This window comes from Microcoleus sp. S13_C3 (assembly GCF_036700905.1).
Taxonomy (GTDB): domain Bacteria; phylum Cyanobacteriota; class Cyanobacteriia; order Cyanobacteriales; family Microcoleaceae; genus Microcoleus.
Genome location: NZ_JAUBPT010000005.1, coordinates 1 through 16,927 on the forward strand (window position 1 = coordinate 1; position 16,927 = coordinate 16,927).

Annotated in this window: 16 protein-coding genes; 8 read left to right on the forward strand and 8 right to left on the reverse strand. The window is 43.1% G+C overall.

The window, feature by feature from the left end:
* The coding region (locus QUA16_RS02375) for a hypothetical protein (RefSeq protein ID WP_333180997.1) at positions 1-654 on the forward strand (654 nt) is incomplete at its 5' end.
* Positions 655-683: 29 nt separating this feature from the next.
* Positions 684-1,394: a hypothetical protein gene (locus QUA16_RS02380; RefSeq protein WP_333107534.1), complete on the forward strand. Its 711-nt coding sequence runs from the start codon at positions 684-686 to the stop codon at positions 1,392-1,394.
* Positions 1,395-1,420: 26 nt separating this feature from the next.
* Here the strand turns inward: QUA16_RS02380 and QUA16_RS02385 are convergent, their stop codons facing one another.
* The 3 genes from QUA16_RS02385 to mutS all read right to left on the reverse strand — a co-directional run bounded on the left by QUA16_RS02385 (position 1,421) and on the right by mutS (position 6,132).
* Positions 1,421-2,143, reverse strand: a complete 723-nt coding sequence (locus QUA16_RS02385) for a DUF4276 family protein (RefSeq protein ID WP_333107535.1) — start codon at positions 2,141-2,143, stop codon at positions 1,421-1,423.
* Complete coding sequence (locus tag QUA16_RS02390) at positions 2,137-3,366, reverse strand: AAA family ATPase (RefSeq protein WP_333107536.1); 1,230 nt, start codon at positions 3,364-3,366, stop codon at positions 2,137-2,139. The genes QUA16_RS02385 and QUA16_RS02390 overlap by 7 nt, the downstream gene beginning before the upstream one ends.
* A gap of 138 nt (positions 3,367-3,504) precedes the next feature.
* A complete protein-coding gene (gene mutS / locus QUA16_RS02395) occupies positions 3,505-6,132 on the reverse strand; it encodes a DNA mismatch repair protein MutS (RefSeq protein WP_333107556.1) in 2,628 nt (875 codons plus the stop codon).
* 684 nt (positions 6,133-6,816) lie between these two features.
* On the opposite strand from mutS, the gene QUA16_RS02400 reads away from it, so the two are divergent.
* From QUA16_RS02400 to QUA16_RS02410, 3 genes are all read left to right on the forward strand, one after another.
* Entirely contained in the window at positions 6,817-7,983 is a 1,167-nt protein-coding gene (locus QUA16_RS02400; protein ID WP_333107537.1) for a zinc-dependent alcohol dehydrogenase, read from the forward strand.
* A 27-nt stretch (positions 7,984-8,010) separates the two neighbouring features.
* Positions 8,011-8,220: an acetyltransferase gene (locus tag QUA16_RS02405; protein ID WP_333107538.1), complete on the forward strand. Its 210-nt coding sequence runs from the start codon at positions 8,011-8,013 to the stop codon at positions 8,218-8,220.
* 332 nt (positions 8,221-8,552) lie between these two features.
* Positions 8,553-9,233, forward strand: coding sequence for an HAD family hydrolase (locus QUA16_RS02410; protein ID WP_333107539.1), 681 nt, complete (start codon positions 8,553-8,555; stop codon positions 9,231-9,233).
* A gap of 34 nt (positions 9,234-9,267) precedes the next feature.
* On the opposite strand, the gene QUA16_RS02415 is transcribed toward QUA16_RS02410, so the two are convergent.
* Positions 9,268-10,428 carry an AAA family ATPase gene (locus QUA16_RS02415; protein ID WP_333107540.1) on the reverse strand — a complete coding sequence of 387 codons (1,161 nt, stop codon included), beginning with the start codon at positions 10,426-10,428 and terminating at the stop codon, positions 9,268-9,270.
* 123 nt (positions 10,429-10,551) lie between these two features.
* Positions 10,552-11,355 carry an RNA ligase family protein gene (locus QUA16_RS02420; protein ID WP_333107542.1) on the reverse strand — a complete coding sequence of 268 codons (804 nt, stop codon included), beginning with the start codon at positions 11,353-11,355 and terminating at the stop codon, positions 10,552-10,554.
* Positions 11,356-11,442: 87 nt separating this feature from the next.
* On the opposite strand from QUA16_RS02420, the gene QUA16_RS02425 reads away from it, so the two are divergent.
* The 3 genes from QUA16_RS02425 (at position 11,443) to hpxZ (ending at position 13,587) form a co-directional block, all read left to right on the forward strand.
* Complete coding sequence (locus tag QUA16_RS02425) at positions 11,443-12,312, forward strand: prohibitin family protein (RefSeq protein ID WP_333107544.1); 870 nt, start codon at positions 11,443-11,445, stop codon at positions 12,310-12,312.
* Positions 12,313-12,548: 236 nt separating this feature from the next.
* Positions 12,549-12,968, forward strand: a complete 420-nt coding sequence (locus tag QUA16_RS02430; protein ID WP_333107545.1) for a peptidylprolyl isomerase — start codon at positions 12,549-12,551, stop codon at positions 12,966-12,968.
* A 232-nt stretch (positions 12,969-13,200) separates the two neighbouring features.
* Entirely contained in the window at positions 13,201-13,587 is a 387-nt protein-coding gene (hpxZ, locus tag QUA16_RS02435) for an oxalurate catabolism protein HpxZ (RefSeq protein ID WP_333107546.1), read from the forward strand.
* A gap of 55 nt (positions 13,588-13,642) precedes the next feature.
* Here the strand turns inward: hpxZ and QUA16_RS02440 are convergent, their stop codons facing one another.
* The 3 genes from QUA16_RS02440 to QUA16_RS02450 form a co-directional block, all read right to left on the reverse strand.
* The gene (locus QUA16_RS02440) at positions 13,643-14,593 is read right to left on the reverse strand and encodes a restriction endonuclease (protein WP_333107547.1); all 951 of its coding nucleotides are present in this window, start codon (positions 14,591-14,593) and stop codon (positions 13,643-13,645) included.
* 200 nt (positions 14,594-14,793) lie between these two features.
* Complete coding sequence (gene yhdJ / locus QUA16_RS02445) at positions 14,794-15,645, reverse strand: adenine-specific DNA-methyltransferase (RefSeq protein ID WP_333107548.1); 852 nt, start codon at positions 15,643-15,645, stop codon at positions 14,794-14,796.
* A 66-nt stretch (positions 15,646-15,711) separates the two neighbouring features.
* On the reverse strand, positions 15,712-16,836 hold the full coding sequence (locus QUA16_RS02450) for a THUMP domain-containing protein (RefSeq protein ID WP_333107550.1): 1,125 nt from the start codon (positions 16,834-16,836) through the stop codon (positions 15,712-15,714).
* Between the last annotated feature and the right edge of the window lie 91 nt (positions 16,837-16,927).

A 16,927-nucleotide genomic window follows, 5' to 3' on the forward strand; every position in this document is an offset into this window, starting at 1 on the left:
AGACCGAGAGTTCAGCCTTGTGGCTGGAAACGCTATGTACGGGCTTTCACCGTGATTTACGTTTCAACGAATCGCACCTTGATTTCTAGTACCGTATTTTTTGGCATTTACGGAGCGATATTAGGCGCATCTAGTACGTGGATGCAATGTCTGGTTTCAGCAATTAAGTTACCAGCACTTTACTTGCTGACGCTGATTATCTGCTTTCCCACACTGTATTTTTTTAATGTCATGTTTGGTTCAAAACGAACTTTTGAGCAGTATTTGACATTGTTGATGACAGCGATGGCGATGATTAGCGTTTTGCTGTTTGGATTTGCACCTGTCAGTCTGTTTTTTCTTCTAAGCAGTACCAATTACAATTTTTTTCTGGTGTTGAATGTTGCTATTATGGCAATCACAGGATTTTTGGGAGTAAGTTTCATTTATCAAGGAATGCACTTTCTGTCTGAACAAGATGCCGAAGGCAAAGACATCAGGCTAAATATTTTGCGCTTTTGGTTGGGACTTTATGCCTTTGTTGGCACTCAGTTGGGATGGACGCTGAGACCGTTTTTTGGGTCGTCGGGAATGGCTTTTCAACTCTTCCGCAACCGAGAAAGCAATTTTTATATGAGTCTGTGGCAATCAATTATGTCTCTGGGAGGATCGTAATTAATCCGAATTTAAGGAGCTTTTAAAGAGTGATACAAGCGGATTTGGAACAGTTAAAAATTCCTGAGAAGGAGTTGGAGGATTTGAGCGGAATAGCTTTGAGCGACGGTTTTGCAGCGGATTTTTACCGATATGCTGCATTACGGGACGGGAAAAAGCTGTTTTCTCTTTTGTTGAATGAGTTGCTGATATTTTGCCTGACATTAGTTGTTTCGCTGCCTGTTGCTTTACTGGCTAATAAACATAATGTTGGTTCATTTAGCGATGCTGAAATATTTGTCCGGGTTTTACAAATAACTTTGGGTTTGTCGCTGGCGATTACTGTGGCTTGGAATGTCTATAAATGGGTTAAGGTCAAGCCTCTGGCAACGCTGGCGGGTCTGCTGGATGAAGTTGAGAAGTATCATGAGGTGATTCAGGCTTTAGATATTATCGATCGCCTAACGGCGGCTGGCAATTTACAAGCCAATTTAATTAACCGAGGAGATGCAATTGAGGCATTAAAAATTACTAGAGAAAGTTTAGTCTGTGCTTTAAAAACAGAGAGAATTCTCAGGGAAAATCAGCAATTTATCGGCCGCCGTTACGAGTTATTTGCTAATATTGAAAGTAATTTGGCTGCTTTGATGGCGGTGGATGTGAGCGATCGGGCGACTGAATACGGGCGGTTGCTGAATGAGGCTTTGGAAATTGGTATGAGCGTACACAAAGAGGTAAGAAAGTTACAAAATGGCAAGTAAATAGGACTTACATACACGCAATGTATTTATGTCTCTTCTATGATTTTGGTAATTATTGTTGTGAAAAGGCGATCGCAACTAGGAGAAGCCTTGCGTACCTTGTCAATATCTAAAAGTGCTAAGAGTTTTGGAGCGTGTCGTGTTTTGTGATATTTACCTTTAGAGGTTTTATTAGTGGCTGATATCAGCCACTTACTCAGGTTGTATTTGGAAACTTTCTCCACGCTTTGATTTCCCAGCCTTTTGTGAAGATAATCTTCTTTAAATCCGCCATTATAAAACTTGCTTAAAGCATCAATATCAGCAATAAACCAAGCCTCCATAGTTTGTACCATTAAGTGGCAACAGGCATCATCACGCCCTTGGGTCGCCAAAATCCAAGGTTGGTCTTCTTTTCTGCTCCTTAAATGCTCCCAAGGTGTCTGAGTTTCAGAAACAGGAGATTCAGAATCAACAAGCAAAACATTAAAAGCATCTGGATAAGATTCCATACTCATTAGGAAATCTTCGCAAGCATCGCGGCGAGATCCAGACATGATTGACAGGATTTTTATGCCTTTGCTCTCTGCGAGATCGTAGAGTTCTTTGAAGAGATGAACAAAACCCGCTCGCAGCCCCGCTGTTGTCTCTTTTCCTGCCGGAATTTTACTCCTAAATCCCGGACGTTGTTGAGGTATATTTTCTGTTGTACTTTCATCTTCACTTTCATCTCCAATGCCTTCAATATAAATACGAATCTCCCTTACCATCGGTTTCCTCCGATGTGTCCCATCCGCCACAAATCTCCTAGAGTGTACTTTTCCAGCCACTTCTTAAGTTGCTGAGGCTCTAGACGGCGCAAGTGACTGCCTGTGTTATTCTGTTCGCAAACTAAGACGGATTCGGGAACTTCACTCAAACCAGAAACTAAAGCATCTGAATGAGTAGTAACAATTATTTGAGTTCTTTTAGATGCCGCAATTAGCAATTCAGCAACAGTCGATAAGATATCTGGATGCAACCCTAATTCTGGTTCTTCAATACAAATCAGGGGCGGTGGACTTGGGTGGCAAAGTAAAGTCAGCAAACACAAATAACGAAGGGTACCATCTGATAAACGGGTAGCAGGAATTGGTCTATTGAAGTTTTTATCCCTGAGAAATGTTTGTATTGTACTACCTTCAATTTTAGTTATGATGTCACCTACTGCCTCGTAAAACTTTTGCAACTGCTCGATTAGCAAAGGTTTAATACCTTGGTATTCTAAATTGTTCAAAACATGAGCAAGGTTACTTGCATCTTCTTCAAGAAAGTCATTTGGTAAATCAGATGGTTGGGGCTTTCTTGGTGGCGTGTACCTGCCTAAATTCCATTCCCTATAAATACGGATATTGGAAAACTGATTGTTTAAATAGGCTAACTCAGGGTAAAAATCTTTGTCTTGTTTTTGGGACAAAACTGATTGAGAAGGATTTATCTCGCCACGGCCAAGATGGCGTGGACTCCTATTAGTGTATGTACCTTTTCCCTCTGCTGAGACATTTCTAATATTTAAGACTGGATTTCCATTTTCATAGCGGTAGAAAAAATATACATCTTCATAATTTGGATCTAATTCTAATTCATTTTCTACATATTCACCTACAATTTGTAGTTTGGGACCTTCCATCGTGAAAGAGATTTGATAGCGTAAGGGGATAGTTTCTTCAGGGTAATCTACGGTTGCCTCGATTGTAGCTGTTGGAATATTGTTGGAATTTTTTTCATCACCTTTCCAAAGCCACTCGCCAATACCCCCTCCTTGCCGAAATGGAATATTTATATCATTGGGTGTTGACTGTAAAATCCCCACGGCATCGATCAAGTTGGACTTGCCAGATGCGTTGGGGCCAATTAACACATTCAGGGGTTGAAGTTCTATTTCCTCTCCTTCACTTCCGTAGGATAGAAAGTTTTTTAAGCGAAGAGTTCGGATAAATCTTTTGCCTTGCATCTCATCCTCCTATTTAAAGCTTTTGATATCTGCAATAATAGTATCACACTTTCGTCATTTTAAGGTCAGTAATCTGGGGATTACTGACCTTAAAATAGAGTTGATAGCTAAGTCCTGGATTCGGAGCGCTCGATCATTTCAATCGTCAAAAATATCCAACTGATCGCCCTCCGACTCTTTTTTACCATTTTTTTTAACACCTTTCCGCAGCCCGATCGCAATTTTGCTATGTTTCTCAATCTGCTTCATCACCTGTCTCGCCCGGTCAATTACCGACGGCGGCAAACCAGCTAATCTGCCCGCTTCAATTCCGTAAGATTTGTCAGCACCTCCCGGCTGAACTTGGTGCAAAAATACGATTTGATCCGGCAATTCTTTCACTGTCACTTGATAATTTGCGACATTATCTAAAATAGAAGCTAACTCATTTAACTCGTGATAGTGAGTCGCAAAAATTGTCCGCGCCCGAATCTCAGTTGCTAAATATTCTGCCACAGACCAAGCAATCGAAAGTCCGTCAAAGGTTGCCGTTCCTCTGCCAATTTCATCTAACAAAACCAATGATTGCGGCGTCGCGTGATTGAGAATATTTGCAGTTTCGTTCATTTCCACCATAAACGTAGACTGACCGGTTGCCAAATCATCTACTGCCCCGACGCGGGTAAAAATGCGATCGCAAATTCCCAAACTCGCAGCTTTCGCCGGCACAAAACTGCCCATCTGCGCCATTAACTGGATCAAACCCACCTGCCGCAGGTAGCAGCTTTTGCCGCTAGCATTCGGTCCGGTTAAAATAATTAAATCTGGGCGGTTTAGCGATTCTTCGCGACCCAAAAAAGCAGAATTAGGTACAAAAAATCCGGGCGGCAAAGACTTTTCCACCACAGGATGACAACCTTCAATAATTTTAATTTCCCGACTTTCTGTCATAGTCGGGCGGCAGTAATTCTGGTAAACTGCTACTTCTGCCAAACCGCACAAAACATCTGCCGCCGCCACGGCGCGGGAAACGTTGCGAATAATTTCGGCGTGTTCTCCTACCTCCGATCGCACTTTAGCAAAAATATCGTATTCCAATTGATTTAAATCTTCCCGCGCTGTCAGAATTCGCACTTCCCTTTCTTTTAATTCTTCAGTGCTATAACGTTCTTCATTGGTGAGAGTTTGCTTGCGGGTGTAGTCCTTCGGCACTTGGTCTACTTTCGATTTGGTAATACTGATGTAATAGCCGAAAGCTTTATTGTAGCCAACTTTTAAATTAGAAATTCCAGTGCGTTTTCTCTCAGTTGCTTCTAAATTTGCAATCCATTCTTGGTCGGCTGATGCAGTTTGGCGCATTTCATCTAGCATGGCATTGATGCCCGATCGAATCAAACCTCCTTCTTTTAAATGAATCGGCGGTTCATCAACTAAATGAGCGTGAATTTTAGTTGATAATTCTTCTAAAAGTGGCGGTACATTTTGCAGCGCTTTCAAATAGGGCGATCGGCCTTGGGCTGCGATCGAGGCTAATTCCGGCAGTTTCGAGAGAGAATCAGCTAAAGCGACCAAATCCCGCGCGCTAGCTGTTCCCGAACCGGCGCGGCCTGTCAGTCTTTCGATGTCGTAAATTTGGCGCAGCAACTGCTGCAAATCTTGGCGCAGACCGTTATTTTCTACTAATTCTTGAATCGTGTCGTGTCGGGCGCAAATGCCTTTAATGTTGAGCAAAGGTTGCAGTACCCAGCGGCGCAAAGCGCGGCCTCCCATTGCGGTGCTGGTTTTGTCTATAGCCCACAGCAGCGAACCGTGAAAAACCCCATCTCTCACTGTTTGAGTAATTTCGAGATTGCGGCGGGTTTGGTAGTCGAGTATGAGAAAATCGGTGAGAGTGTAAGTGTGCAATCTTTGCAAAGAAACTGCTTTTTCCTTTTGAGTTTCTTCGAGATATTGCAGCAAACCGCCGGCGGCGCGCACTGCGAGGGAAAGGTGGCCACATCCCATACCTTCGAGCGATCGCACTTTGAACTTTTGCAGGATTCTCTGTTTTGCTTCGGACAAACTAAACGGAATTTGCGATCGCAAAGAATAGCAAAACGAATTCGGCAAACAATCGGGCAAATGCTCGGATTTCTCTCCTGGCCTCAACATAGTCACCAAATCCGGCGCATTAGTCGGTACCAAGACTTCCGAAGGTTGCAAACGCAGTAATTCTAAGGTTAATTGTTCTAAAGTGTCGGCTTGGGTAGTGACGAATTCTCCCGTAGAAATATCTGTATAAGCCAATCCCCAATGTTCCCCAGCGATGACGACTGCTGCTAAAAAATTATTTTGTCTGGGTTTGAGCATTCCGTCATCAGTCAAAGTTCCGGGAGTGAGAATGCGGGTAATTTCTCGCTTGACTTGGCGGCCTTCTTTCGCAGCTATCGAGGCATCTTCAACTTGGTCGCAAACTACCACAGCATAGCCTTTTTCTACTAACATTGAGGTGTAGCGGTCGAGTGCGTGGTGCGGCACTCCTGTCATCGGCACTCGGCCGATTTCCTTGCCACTTTCTTTGCTAGTACAAACAAGTTCTAATTCCTGCGAAATAGTAACTGCATCTTGGAAAAAACACTCAAAAAAATCTCCGACTCGAAACAATAAAAGTGCGTGGGGATACTGTTCTTTCACTTCCACATACCGCTGCATCATCGGAGTTAGCTTGGTGAATTCTAGTAGGCGGTGGTCGGCATTGCGGATGTTGGGTTGATTGGGGTCTGTTGGGGTAGATGCAGTGTAAGGCATAAAAGGCGATCGATAAATTTTAATCTTTAACAACTTTAGCGCAAGCTCGGCTTTTAGCTATAACTAATGATACAATATTTGACGATTAATCTCCCTTAAGCAGGGTGCGTAATTCTCAATATTGGGGAAGGGTGTTGAGCTATACAAAAGTCACGCACCCTACTTAATAATCTATAAACCCGCTTTTACTTGAGAATTTTTAGGTCGCTTTTATCTAATGTGAGTCAAAACAGCCGCTAGAGTGAGATTCAGGGCAGATATTTTATCTATTGTGAGAGGAGAGGGAGCGGCGATCGACAAAAACAACCTCATCCATCTCGTTATTAGCTGTTATAGCAGAGGTTGAAAGCCTTTCAAGTTCGCTCAGGATAAAAAGAAAGAAGAAGCAATCTTCCGCAATGATTTCAGCAATTAAGAACGTCTTAACCGTCGAGCGTGCTTGCTATAAATGTTGGCGGTTAACACAATAATGTCAAATTTTCCGCATTTTATGGGCCTCAACTTTACATTTTTGTTATTTAAAACAGCCGGAAGAGAGATTTTGTAATTATACCTAAGATAGAGAAAAAATATATTTTATATGTTTAAACTTAAAAAATCCAAGCAGGTAATTTATCGGCTTAGTAAATGTAAGATTTAGAATCAAGAATCTGCTAGCTAGTAGTTAACTAGAGGAAGAAAATAATGAAAGCTCTTTGCTGGCACGGAGCAAATGATGTGCGAGTTGATAATGTACCAGACCCAACAATTATCAACCCGCGCGATGCAATAGTTAAAATCACGTCTACAGCAATCTGCGGCTCAGATTTGCACCTCTACGATGGCTTCATCCCGACAATGCAATCGGGCGACATCATGGGGCACGAATTCATGGGGGAAGTAGTCGAGCTCGGCAGCCAAGTCAAGAACTTAAAAAAGGGCGATCGCGTCGTCATTCCCTTTACTATTTCTTGCGGCAGTTGCTTCTTTTGCAACCGCGATTTGTGGTCGCTGTGCGACAACTCCAACCCCAATGCTGGGCTGGCTGAAAAAATGTTCGGTCATTCGCCGGCGGGACTGTTTGGCTACTCGCATTTAACGGGCGGCTATGCAGGAGGTCAAGCAGAATACGCGCGGGTTCCGTTTGCAGATGTGGGCCCTTTAAAAATTCCCGACGGACTTTCTGACGAACAAGTATTGTTCCTCACCGATATCTTTCCTACCGGTTACATGGCGGCAGAAAACTGCGACATTCAGCCAGGGGATACTGTAGCAGTTTGGGGATGCGGGCCGGTCGGACAATTTGCGATCAGAAGCGCGTTTATGCTGGGGGCCGATCGAGTAATTGCGATCGACCGCGTACCGGAACGCTTGCAAATGGCGGCCGCTGCCAAAGCTGAAATCATCAATTACGAAGAAATGGACGCCGGGGAAGCCGTCACCGAAATGACGGGGGGACGCGGGCCCGACTCTTGCATCGACGCGGTGGGGATGGAAGCCCACGGCACCGGTCTCGACGCTTTGTACGACAAAGCTAAGCAAGCCGTGCGGTTGGAGAGCGATCGACCTACGGCCCTGCGACAAGTGATCCTCGCGTGTCGCAAAGGCGGCACAGTGTCAATTCCCGGCGTTTACGGCGGCTTCGTTGACAAAGTGCCATTAGGTGCAGCTTTCAACAAAGGCTTGACCATGAAAATGGGACAAACGCACGTTCACCGCTATTTGCGGCCTTTGCTCGATCGCGTTCAAAAAGGCGAAATTGACCCGTCATTCGTAATTACGCACCGAATGAAATTGGATGAAGCGCCCCACGCCTACGACATTTTCAAAAACAAAAAAGACAACTGCATCAAAGTTGTCCTCAAACCCTAACTCGCATTTACCCTTTAAGGAGAAACTATGCTTTTACAAGAAAAAGAATCAGGCGACTTGATAGAAATCCTCGATGTAGATGCTTTAATCAGCCCTACAAAAAATGAAGTGCCGGGAAAAAATCAAGCTGGTCAAGAAGAGCAAGAGAAAGCAACTTTTCCAAAAAGTAATTTAGTGTTTCCTTCCGGTGAAACTTTGCCGCGCTGCTGGACTGAGGAAAATTATCAAACTCATTGATTCTTCTGATTCTCCCCATCCCCTTTAACAAGGGGGGAGGGGAAGCTAGGGGTAGGAACAGGGCACATATAGCCTTTCGAGCTCTCATATGAGGTACTCATGGCCAGAGGGCATAGGGCATAGGGCATAGGGCATAGGGCATACCTCACTTTTTTGAGAACCGCTATAGGTGTCAACTTAACCCGAAAAATCGCTCTGAGACTGAAGTCCCTGTCTAAAGGTTCGTAGTGGGGACTTCCGTCTCGGATTGACTAATTAAATAATTGTGGACTAAAGTTTTTACTACAAAATAGTTTGTTGGAATAAGTCTAATAACTCACAACAAATAAGTTATGCAATTGCAAGCAGTAATTCTCGATATTGACGGTACTTTGACGCTCAGCAATGACGCCCACGCTCATGCTTGGGTAGAGGCATTTGCGGCTTACGGCTACGAGGTGCCGTTCGAGAAAGTTCGCCCGCTAATTGGCATGGGAGGCGACAAAGTTATACCCAAAATGGTATCAGGACTTTCCGACGAAGCAGGCGACGGGAAAAAGATTGCACAGCGGCGCAAAGAACTGATTATTAACCGCTTTTCTCCCGAACTTTCTCCAACCCCCGGTTCGCGGGATTTGCTGTTAAAAATGCAGCAAGAAGGATTGCGACTAATTATTGCTACTTCAGCTACCACTGAAGAACTTTCCGGTTTGCTGAAAGCTGCACAAGTTGACGATTTATTGGATCAAGCGGCGACATCTAGCGATGCAGAAGCTTCTAAACCGGAACCGGATATTGTGGAAGCTGCTTTGAGCAAATTGCAGATGGAAGCGAGTCAGACTGTGATGTTAGCTGATACTCCTTACGATATCGAAGCTGCGGGCAAGTGCGGGGTGCCAGTAATTGCTTTTCGGTGCGGAGGTTTTGATGATGCTTCGCTGGCAAATGCTGCGGCAATTTACGATCACCCTGCTGATTTGTTGGCGCATTATGAGGATTCTATTTTAGGGAAAAAGGAATTGGTAGCGCGTTGAAGTAATACGGGCGCTAGCGGGTGGATTGCCACTATTAAGCGCGATCGCTCACAATCCACTCTACTTGATGGGCTTCTGTGCGATCGGGAATATCCAGCCGCGCAGCTAATTTGCGAATGACTGCTTCCGGTACTGTTGCTGTGCGCGATCGATTCCGCTGCAATATTTCTTCTAGAGGTACTTCCAGATAAACAATGTGAATTCGCGCTTGATAAGCAGCAAAAAAATTAATTAATTGCTGCCGCATTTGTTTAGTTGTATTCGTGGCGTTCCACACAAAAGAACGCCCCTCATTTATGTATTCGCGCGCTCTTTGTTTGGCGGCTGTGACCACATTTCCAGGGGTTTCGTCGGGAGGGACATTCATCTCTTTTCGCAGTGCATCCAGCGAGATTACTGGCAAATCTGGGAGATTTTTATGAATCCAATAATCTTTACCACTTGCCGGCAAGCCAGACATCAAAATTACTTCGCATTTAGTGTCGTCAAATGCTTCGTAATCCGGGTTGCCATTCTCTTTGCGGAAATAGATAAATCGGCTGTGTGCGGAGGGGAATTGTCGGGGAGAATCCAAACAATTATTTTCTTGACAAAACTCCCGAAATAGTTCTATTTTATCGAGCAATTCTTGTCTGTCGCTACACTGTCGGCCGCGCACGTCTGCTTCGGCTAAAAGTGCGAGGAAATCGCAGCGGACAACTTGACTGACTTTAATTACAGACTGCTGCGGGTTGGGTTTGTCGATTAGCCAGATGGGTAAACTGCCGAATTGGACGATCGCCACCACTGTTTCGCGAATCTCAAACTGCACAGGCGGGTCGAATTGGGATAAAATTTGTCTGACCATTCTCGCACCTTGGCGGGCGTGGCCTTTTGAGCTAATTCTGCCGTCGGCTTCTATTTTTGTAAAGGCTGGTTTGGCGACATCGTGCAGCAAAGCGGCGGCAAAAAGTATCGATCGTTCTTTTTCGGGAAGTTGCCGCCAATTCGGGGAAGATATTAATGCTTCGCAGACCATTCTGGTATGAATTAAAACGTCTCCTTCCGCGTGATAAATCGGGTCTTGCTGACAGCCTTTTAAGTTTTGAATCCAATCGAAATGATTTTGAATGCTGTCCCAATCCAGAAACCAATCGGGGGGTTCGGGACAAAAGGGAAAAGTCCAAGTTGGGGATTGTGATAATAGAGCAGTCATGGTTTCACCTGTTTGTTAATATGGTAAGGTGTGGAATTTGCACCTTTATTTTTTAGTTTCGCGTTGCGCGGACTTCGTTTGTGTAGGAGCGGTTTAAACCGCAGAGTATTATAATAGTTATAGTTAGGGCGCAAGTCCTGTGAAATTAAATAAATCTGCACCTGGACGCAGAATATTGGGTACAATTGGGCGATTGAGCCAATGTCCTTCGGCGTTTTTAATCGCTGTTAAAAAACTGGCACGCACGTATTTGTAACGCGCCTTGACAATTCCGTCTTCCTCTACTTTAATATACAAACCTTCCATAATATCGCTCTTGTCAGTCTCTTTCAAACACCGTTCTTCATCTAATCCCAATTCCCCGCAGTACAAACGCAAGCGTTCCAAATGTCCAGGTTGAATAAAATTAGATTTTTCCATAAACTGCATCATTTGCTTTGGAGATTTCAGGACTCCCGAAAACAGCACGGGAACGGACACTAACGGCAGTCCGCTTAACAACTTGCGGCGGGATTCTGTACTCAGAAATTGACTAGTTTCTAAGTCCAGCACGTCATATTCCATAAAATAGTGTGGCAAAAAATCATAAAAAACAGTGTGTTTCGCATAAAGCCATTCGCCGTAAAGAATGTAGCGATTTCCCAGCACTTCTCCCAGCGCTGTGCTGAGACTGAAAGCCCACTGTTTGAATAAGTTAAAATGTTTTTCCCTCGGCCCGCCGGTGAGATAGTGACCGCGACTTTGCAGCAGCATTTGTCCATCTGGTGCGAAGCTGATGCCTGTATTAGCGCCGTCTACCTTTTCTTCTATAATTAGAGGGCGATCGATCAGGGCGCTAAATGGCACGCTGTCGAGGTCTTCATCACCCGGTTGGAAACGCGAACCTTCGATGTGATAAGTTCGAGGATATTTAACAATTTTGACCATCAGCCACTCCCTTTGAGATTTGAGACTTTAGAGGCGACGCAATCTATTTAACCATTATAATGGAATTATCACAAAGGAGCGTGTAAGTTGAAAAGTCAAAGTTTCCAAAGCATATCATCGGCCATCGCTGGGATTCTATTAGTAGGCGCGCTACTCATCGGCTTAAACTCTTTTGTCGTCATCAATCCAGGTGAAGCAGGGGTGGTTAGCGTTTTAGGAAAAGCCACAGATGGAGCATTGTTAGAGGGGTTTCATCTCAGACCCCCGTTGATCTCCAAGGTAGATGTGTACGATGTAACAGTGCAAAAGTTTGAAGTTCCCGCCCAGAGTGCTACTAAAGACCTTCAGGATTTAAATGCTAGTTTTGCGATCAACTTTCGCCTCGATCCTGCGAGAATAGTTGATGTCCGAAGGACTCAAGGAACTTTGGAGAATATAGTCTCAAAAATTATTGCTCCTCAGACGCAAGAAGCATTTAAAACAGCGGCTGCACTGAGAACTGCCGAACAATCTATTACTCAAAGAAGTGAACTGAAGCGAGACTTTGATACTGCCTTAAAAGAAAGGCTATCAAAGTATGATGTAATCGTGCTCGATACGAGTGTGGTTAACATTCGATTCTCCACAGATTTTGCGAAAGCGGTTGAGGAGAAACAGGTTGCTGAACAGCGAGCGCAAAGGGCTGTTTATGTGGCTCAGGAAGCAGAACAGCAGGCTCAAGCTGACATTAACCGCGCTCAAGGTAGGGCGGAAGCTCAAAGGCTATTGGCTGAAACTTTGAAGGCTCAAGGCGGCGACTTAGTTCTGCAAAAAGAGGCGATCGAAGCTTGGAGAAGCGGCGGCGCTCAGATGCCAAAAGTGCTGGTTATGGGCGCAGGATCGAGTCGGGTTCCTTTCATTTTTAATATGAACGATATTCAGGAAGAACCCGATCGCCCGCAAGTGACCAACAATTAAAATATGACTGAGGGTAACAAACCCGGTGTCTGGGAAAATATGGGCTTTGCTAACCAGAAATCTCGGAATAAACCGGGTTTCCTCAGAAAGCGCACATAAGTCCTATGAGAGTTGCCGGAATATGCTACACTTCTGAAAGCCACAATATAACGACAGTTTGAAACCTGTCGTTATAAAAGCGAAGTCCGCAATTAACACGCAGGCAACACACTCATTTTAGGAAGCAAGGAAAAATCATGACCCGCGCTATTATGGAAACAGACAAAGGCACAATCAATTTGAAATTGTTCGATGCGGATGCGCCTAACACAGTGAAGAATTTTGTTGACTTGGCGGAAAAAGGTTTTTACGATGGATTGGCTTTTCACCGAGTCATTCCTAACTTTATGATTCAAGGTGGCTGTCCAAAAGGCAATGGAACGGGCGGCCCCGGCTACAAAATCAAGTGCGAAATCAACTCGAACAAACATGAGGCAGGAACTTTATCGATGGCTCACGCAGGTAAAGATACGGGTGGTAGCCAATTCTTTATTTGCCATTCTCCCCAGTCTCATCTAGATGGAGTTCACACAACTTTTGGCAAAACTGAGGATATGTCTGTCGTCAATGCTATCCGCCAAGGTGACAAGATTATTTCGCTCAAAATTGAGCATTAATTTTCAGTAATTTAGTTGCGTTTGTAGTAAGGACTTTAGTCCTTATTGCAAACAAAACTTGTGAAAGTTAAGAGTTTTAAAATCTATAATTTATGACCAAGAATTTCTTGATGGTACCCGCCACGTGATTTATCCGTGGAATCAATCCCAAATCCAAAATCCTTGCATCCTCAAGCCCCCGGATTTATCCGTGGTGTAAATCTAAAATCTAAAATCTAAAATCTAAAATCGAATGACTGTTATAAATGATTCTGCTGTGGTGGCTGAGTTAACTGAACTATATTTAAAATACGAAAAAGCTCTTTGTACGAATGATATTGAAACTCTCGATAATTTGTTCTGGGATGCGCCGGAAGTCGTGCGGTTTGGGGTGACGGAGAACCTTTACGGGAGTGATGAGGTGAGGGCTTTTCGCCAAGGACGATCGCCTGTAAATGTCGATCGAGAAATGTTCAACCTCAAAGTCGTGACTTTCGATGCAGACACGGCGGCTGTGACGCTGGAATTTCGCCGTGTAATGGATGGAGTGGTGCGGCTGGGGCGGCAAAGTCAGATGTGGCGCAAGTTTCCTCAAGGGTGGAAGATTGTTTCCGCTCACGTTTCTTTGTTGCCGGTGTAGATCTTAAATGTAAGGAAACAATAATTGTCTAAACCAGGCGGACTTTATGACTGAATCATTCATCCTCTAGAGCAACGTCTAATAATTCAATTTCCTGACTTTCTTCCCGATCTTCATAATTAAATTCTAATCTGCTCTGCTTAATAATCTCGCTCAATATATTGCTTAAGTACCCTTGGGCAACAGCTTGTTCAAATCTTTCTATCAGAATAGGAACATTGATTATTTCTTCTATACATTCCATGTACTGAGATACTATAGCATTTATTGAATACAGCTTTCGAGCTTGTACTTCAATCTTTGATTTAATTTCACTATCTGAATCTAAAGATTTAACTACAAATGTTATTGGATACTTTTCAATTTTATCAATGTCTAGGAAATATTTATTTACATCTACAGTTTCAGTCACCTGAAAAAAACGTCCTAGGGGTTTCATTACAAAGTCAATTCCCCCATCATTAGCATTTGTCCTACCTGTTTTAAACAGCTTTAAATTTTCTTGCTGGAGTCTGTCTAGTGCATAACCCCAATAAATAACTCGGTCATTGTAGTAGTATTTTAATATACTGTAGCTGACTATCTCGAAAATTCGAGCATCTACATTTGGGGCTACCATTTGTTTTATAAATTCTCTGACTTGAACCTCGGTCAATCTTTGAGCATCTTTACAAATTTGAATAAACTTTTCAAAGCTATCTCTCTTAGCTTCAACGTAAGCATCAATTATGTGGATTACTGTTTCGGCTATATTGTGTTCATTCTCATTGATTTTGACTTTTAATAAATTTTCGTTAAACCAATACCTGTTATTTTTCTGATTTCTCAAAATTGGGATGAACTCACAAGTGGGAAAATATCTTTTAAATTCTTCATTCATCCTATGGTTCAAGCCATGATTTTGAAGCTTTTGCCCGAATGGTAATTCACGCTGTCTCTTAAAAAGATTCGTATAAACTGCACCTTCATAATCTGAATACATTCCTGTCTGATGAAAATTTTTCACCAAATAATCTTCAACTAAAACATAGATTGCGTATAAGTTGGCAAAACTTCCTCTTGATTTTCAGCCTTTATTTGAAGATTTAGTCTTGATATTCAAATATAAAATTAGCTCGCTTTCACGCAATATTTGATACCCCACCTCGCCAAACTTATCCTCTAAAATTGTCTTAATTATTTTTGTAAATTCATGTTCCATTTTTATTATAATTGTAAGTTTAGGGTTAGCTGCTGTGGCGAATTTTCACCGGAGTTGACTTCAGAAATGAGAGCCTCTTCACTCTCATCCGGGGTAATTTGCAACCTCCGCAATCCTATTTGTAGATACTTTTCTTGTAATTCTATACCGATTGACTTTCTGTTAAGCTGCTTGGCAACAAATGATGTTGTAAAAGTTCCCGAAAATATATCTAGTACAAGGTCGCCCTCATTACTACTGGCTTTGATAATTCTTTCTAACAACGATGTTGGTTTCTGGGTAGGATGTTCCTCATACTCAGGCATACGATATCTAACTCGCGGAAACTCCCAGACATTACCGGGAACTTTTTTAGAATTATATACTGATGGTGTAGCCTTGCGGTAGTCAATTAGTTTTCTAACAGCTCCGGTTTTCGCCTCTACCAGAATATCTGAGGAATTAAATGTATAATTTCGTTTGTCCTTGACGCAATATAAAATTGGTTCGTAAAGAGAACCGTAATATTTTTTTGCTTGTACGCCCGAACTGTCATAATACCACACTATTCGAGAAAGGATTGTTAAGCGATCGCGCAAATATAAATCAAAGTAGGGCATACTTTGAGTAGACGCCATCAGATACAAACTGCCGTTATGCTTGAGCTTATTAACACATAAATTTAACCAATTATAACTCCATTCTAAATAATCGTTTTCAAATTCCCACTTGTCTTTAAAACCATTGAAATCTTTGCCAATATTATAGGGAGGATCGGCAAAAATTAAATCTATTGAGTTGTCTTCGATTTCACTGCCAAGCACTTCTAACACATCTCCTAAGATGAGTTTGTGGTCGTCAATTTCAAAGATTTTCATTTAGTCTAGCCTCTTCCAATTAATATTGGCTATTGTCAAGTTTAGTCAGATATGTTCTATAAATATTTAATACAGTTCATACTTGAGCAAAGTACACGGAATCGAGCCATTGAAAACAGGAATTCGCCCCGATGTCCTGAGTCCCACCTTTTTACCCAACTCCTTGTTTCCAGTCAAAATAAAAGCATTCCAACCTTTAAAACGATGCTTGAAAATATCCCCCAACATCTTGTACAAATCTCCTAATTCGCTAGCATCTCCCAGGCGCTCTCCGTAGGGAGGATTGCAAATCAAAATGCCTCTGTCTGCGGGGGCTTCCAACTGAGATAACTCGGTTTGAGCAAACTGAATCTTACCGGAAATACCAGCTTGCTGCGCGTTCGTGCGAGCTTGAGTTAACATATCGGAATCGCGATCGCACCCTGCAATCACCTCTTTAAGTTCCGGTAACTCACTATTTTCAGCTTCTGCCCACAATTGATCCCACAAAGGTTCGTCAAAATCCCGCCAAGTCATAAATCCAAACTTTTCTCTAAACAATCCCGGTGCAATATTCAAGGCCTTTAAACTCGCTTCCAAAGGTAAAGTTCCAGAACCGCACATAGGATCTAAAAACGGCAAATCTGGCGTCCATTCTGCCATCTCCAACAAAGCCGCAGCTAGGGTTTCTTTGAGGGGAGCAAGCCCCATCGCCGGTCGATATCCCCGGCGGTGCAAACTGCCGCCAGAACTGTCTAAACTTAAAATAGCTCTATCTTGATGAATGTGAAGGTTAATTAGCAAATCGGGATGCTCTACATCAACATTAGAACGCTTGTTAAATTGCAGGCGCTGTTGGTCGGCGATCGCATTTTTGACCTGCAAAGCTGTAAAGTGAGTGTGGTTCAAATTTTCGTTGCCACCGGTGCAGTTTACTGCTAAAGTATTGTCGGGATATAAGTATTCGTCCCAAGGGATTTTCTGCACTTCGCGGTAGAGCATATCCGAGTTGTAACACCGGAATTCGGCGATCGGCATTAGCACTCGAAAAATTGTTCTCGACCAAAGATTGACGCGGTACAATAAAGCGCGATCGCCCGCAAAGTAAACCCCAGTAAAATCTGGCTTGACATCCTGAGCCCCTAAACGTTCTAATTCTTGGGCGGCAATAGTTTCTAAACCGCGCGCAACTGTAGCAAAATATTGATTCATTGATAATTGGGAATTGGGAATTGGGAATTGGGAATTGGGAATTGGGCATTGTTACTAACAACAGACACCAGACTGATGACTATAATAGCTG

What these genes read in the sequence shown, in the direction of transcription:
- QUA16_RS02385 (WP_333107535.1), bottom strand. Translation starts at nt 2,143, where the DNA reads ATGGTAAGGGAGATTCGTATTTATATTGAAGGCATTGGAGATGAAAGT.
- QUA16_RS02390 (WP_333107536.1), bottom strand. Translation starts at nt 3,366, where the DNA reads ATGCAAGGCAAAAGATTTATCCGAACTCTTCGCTTAAAAAACTTTCTA.
- mutS (WP_333107556.1), bottom strand. Translation starts at nt 6,132, where the DNA reads ATGCCTTACACTGCATCTACCCCAACAGACCCCAATCAACCCAACATC.
- QUA16_RS02400 (WP_333107537.1), top strand. Translation starts at nt 6,817, where the DNA reads ATGAAAGCTCTTTGCTGGCACGGAGCAAATGATGTGCGAGTTGATAAT.
- QUA16_RS02405 (WP_333107538.1), top strand. Translation starts at nt 8,011, where the DNA reads ATGCTTTTACAAGAAAAAGAATCAGGCGACTTGATAGAAATCCTCGAT.
- QUA16_RS02410 (WP_333107539.1), top strand. Translation starts at nt 8,553, where the DNA reads ATGCAATTGCAAGCAGTAATTCTCGATATTGACGGTACTTTGACGCTC.
- QUA16_RS02415 (WP_333107540.1), bottom strand. Translation starts at nt 10,428, where the DNA reads ATGACTGCTCTATTATCACAATCCCCAACTTGGACTTTTCCCTTTTGT.
- QUA16_RS02420 (WP_333107542.1), bottom strand. Translation starts at nt 11,355, where the DNA reads ATGGTCAAAATTGTTAAATATCCTCGAACTTATCACATCGAAGGTTCG.
- QUA16_RS02430 (WP_333107545.1), top strand. Translation starts at nt 12,549, where the DNA reads ATGACCCGCGCTATTATGGAAACAGACAAAGGCACAATCAATTTGAAA.
- hpxZ (WP_333107546.1), top strand. Translation starts at nt 13,201, where the DNA reads ATGACTGTTATAAATGATTCTGCTGTGGTGGCTGAGTTAACTGAACTA.
- yhdJ (WP_333107548.1), bottom strand. Translation starts at nt 15,645, where the DNA reads ATGAAAATCTTTGAAATTGACGACCACAAACTCATCTTAGGAGATGTG.
- QUA16_RS02450 (WP_333107550.1), bottom strand. Translation starts at nt 16,836, where the DNA reads ATGAATCAATATTTTGCTACAGTTGCGCGCGGTTTAGAAACTATTGCC.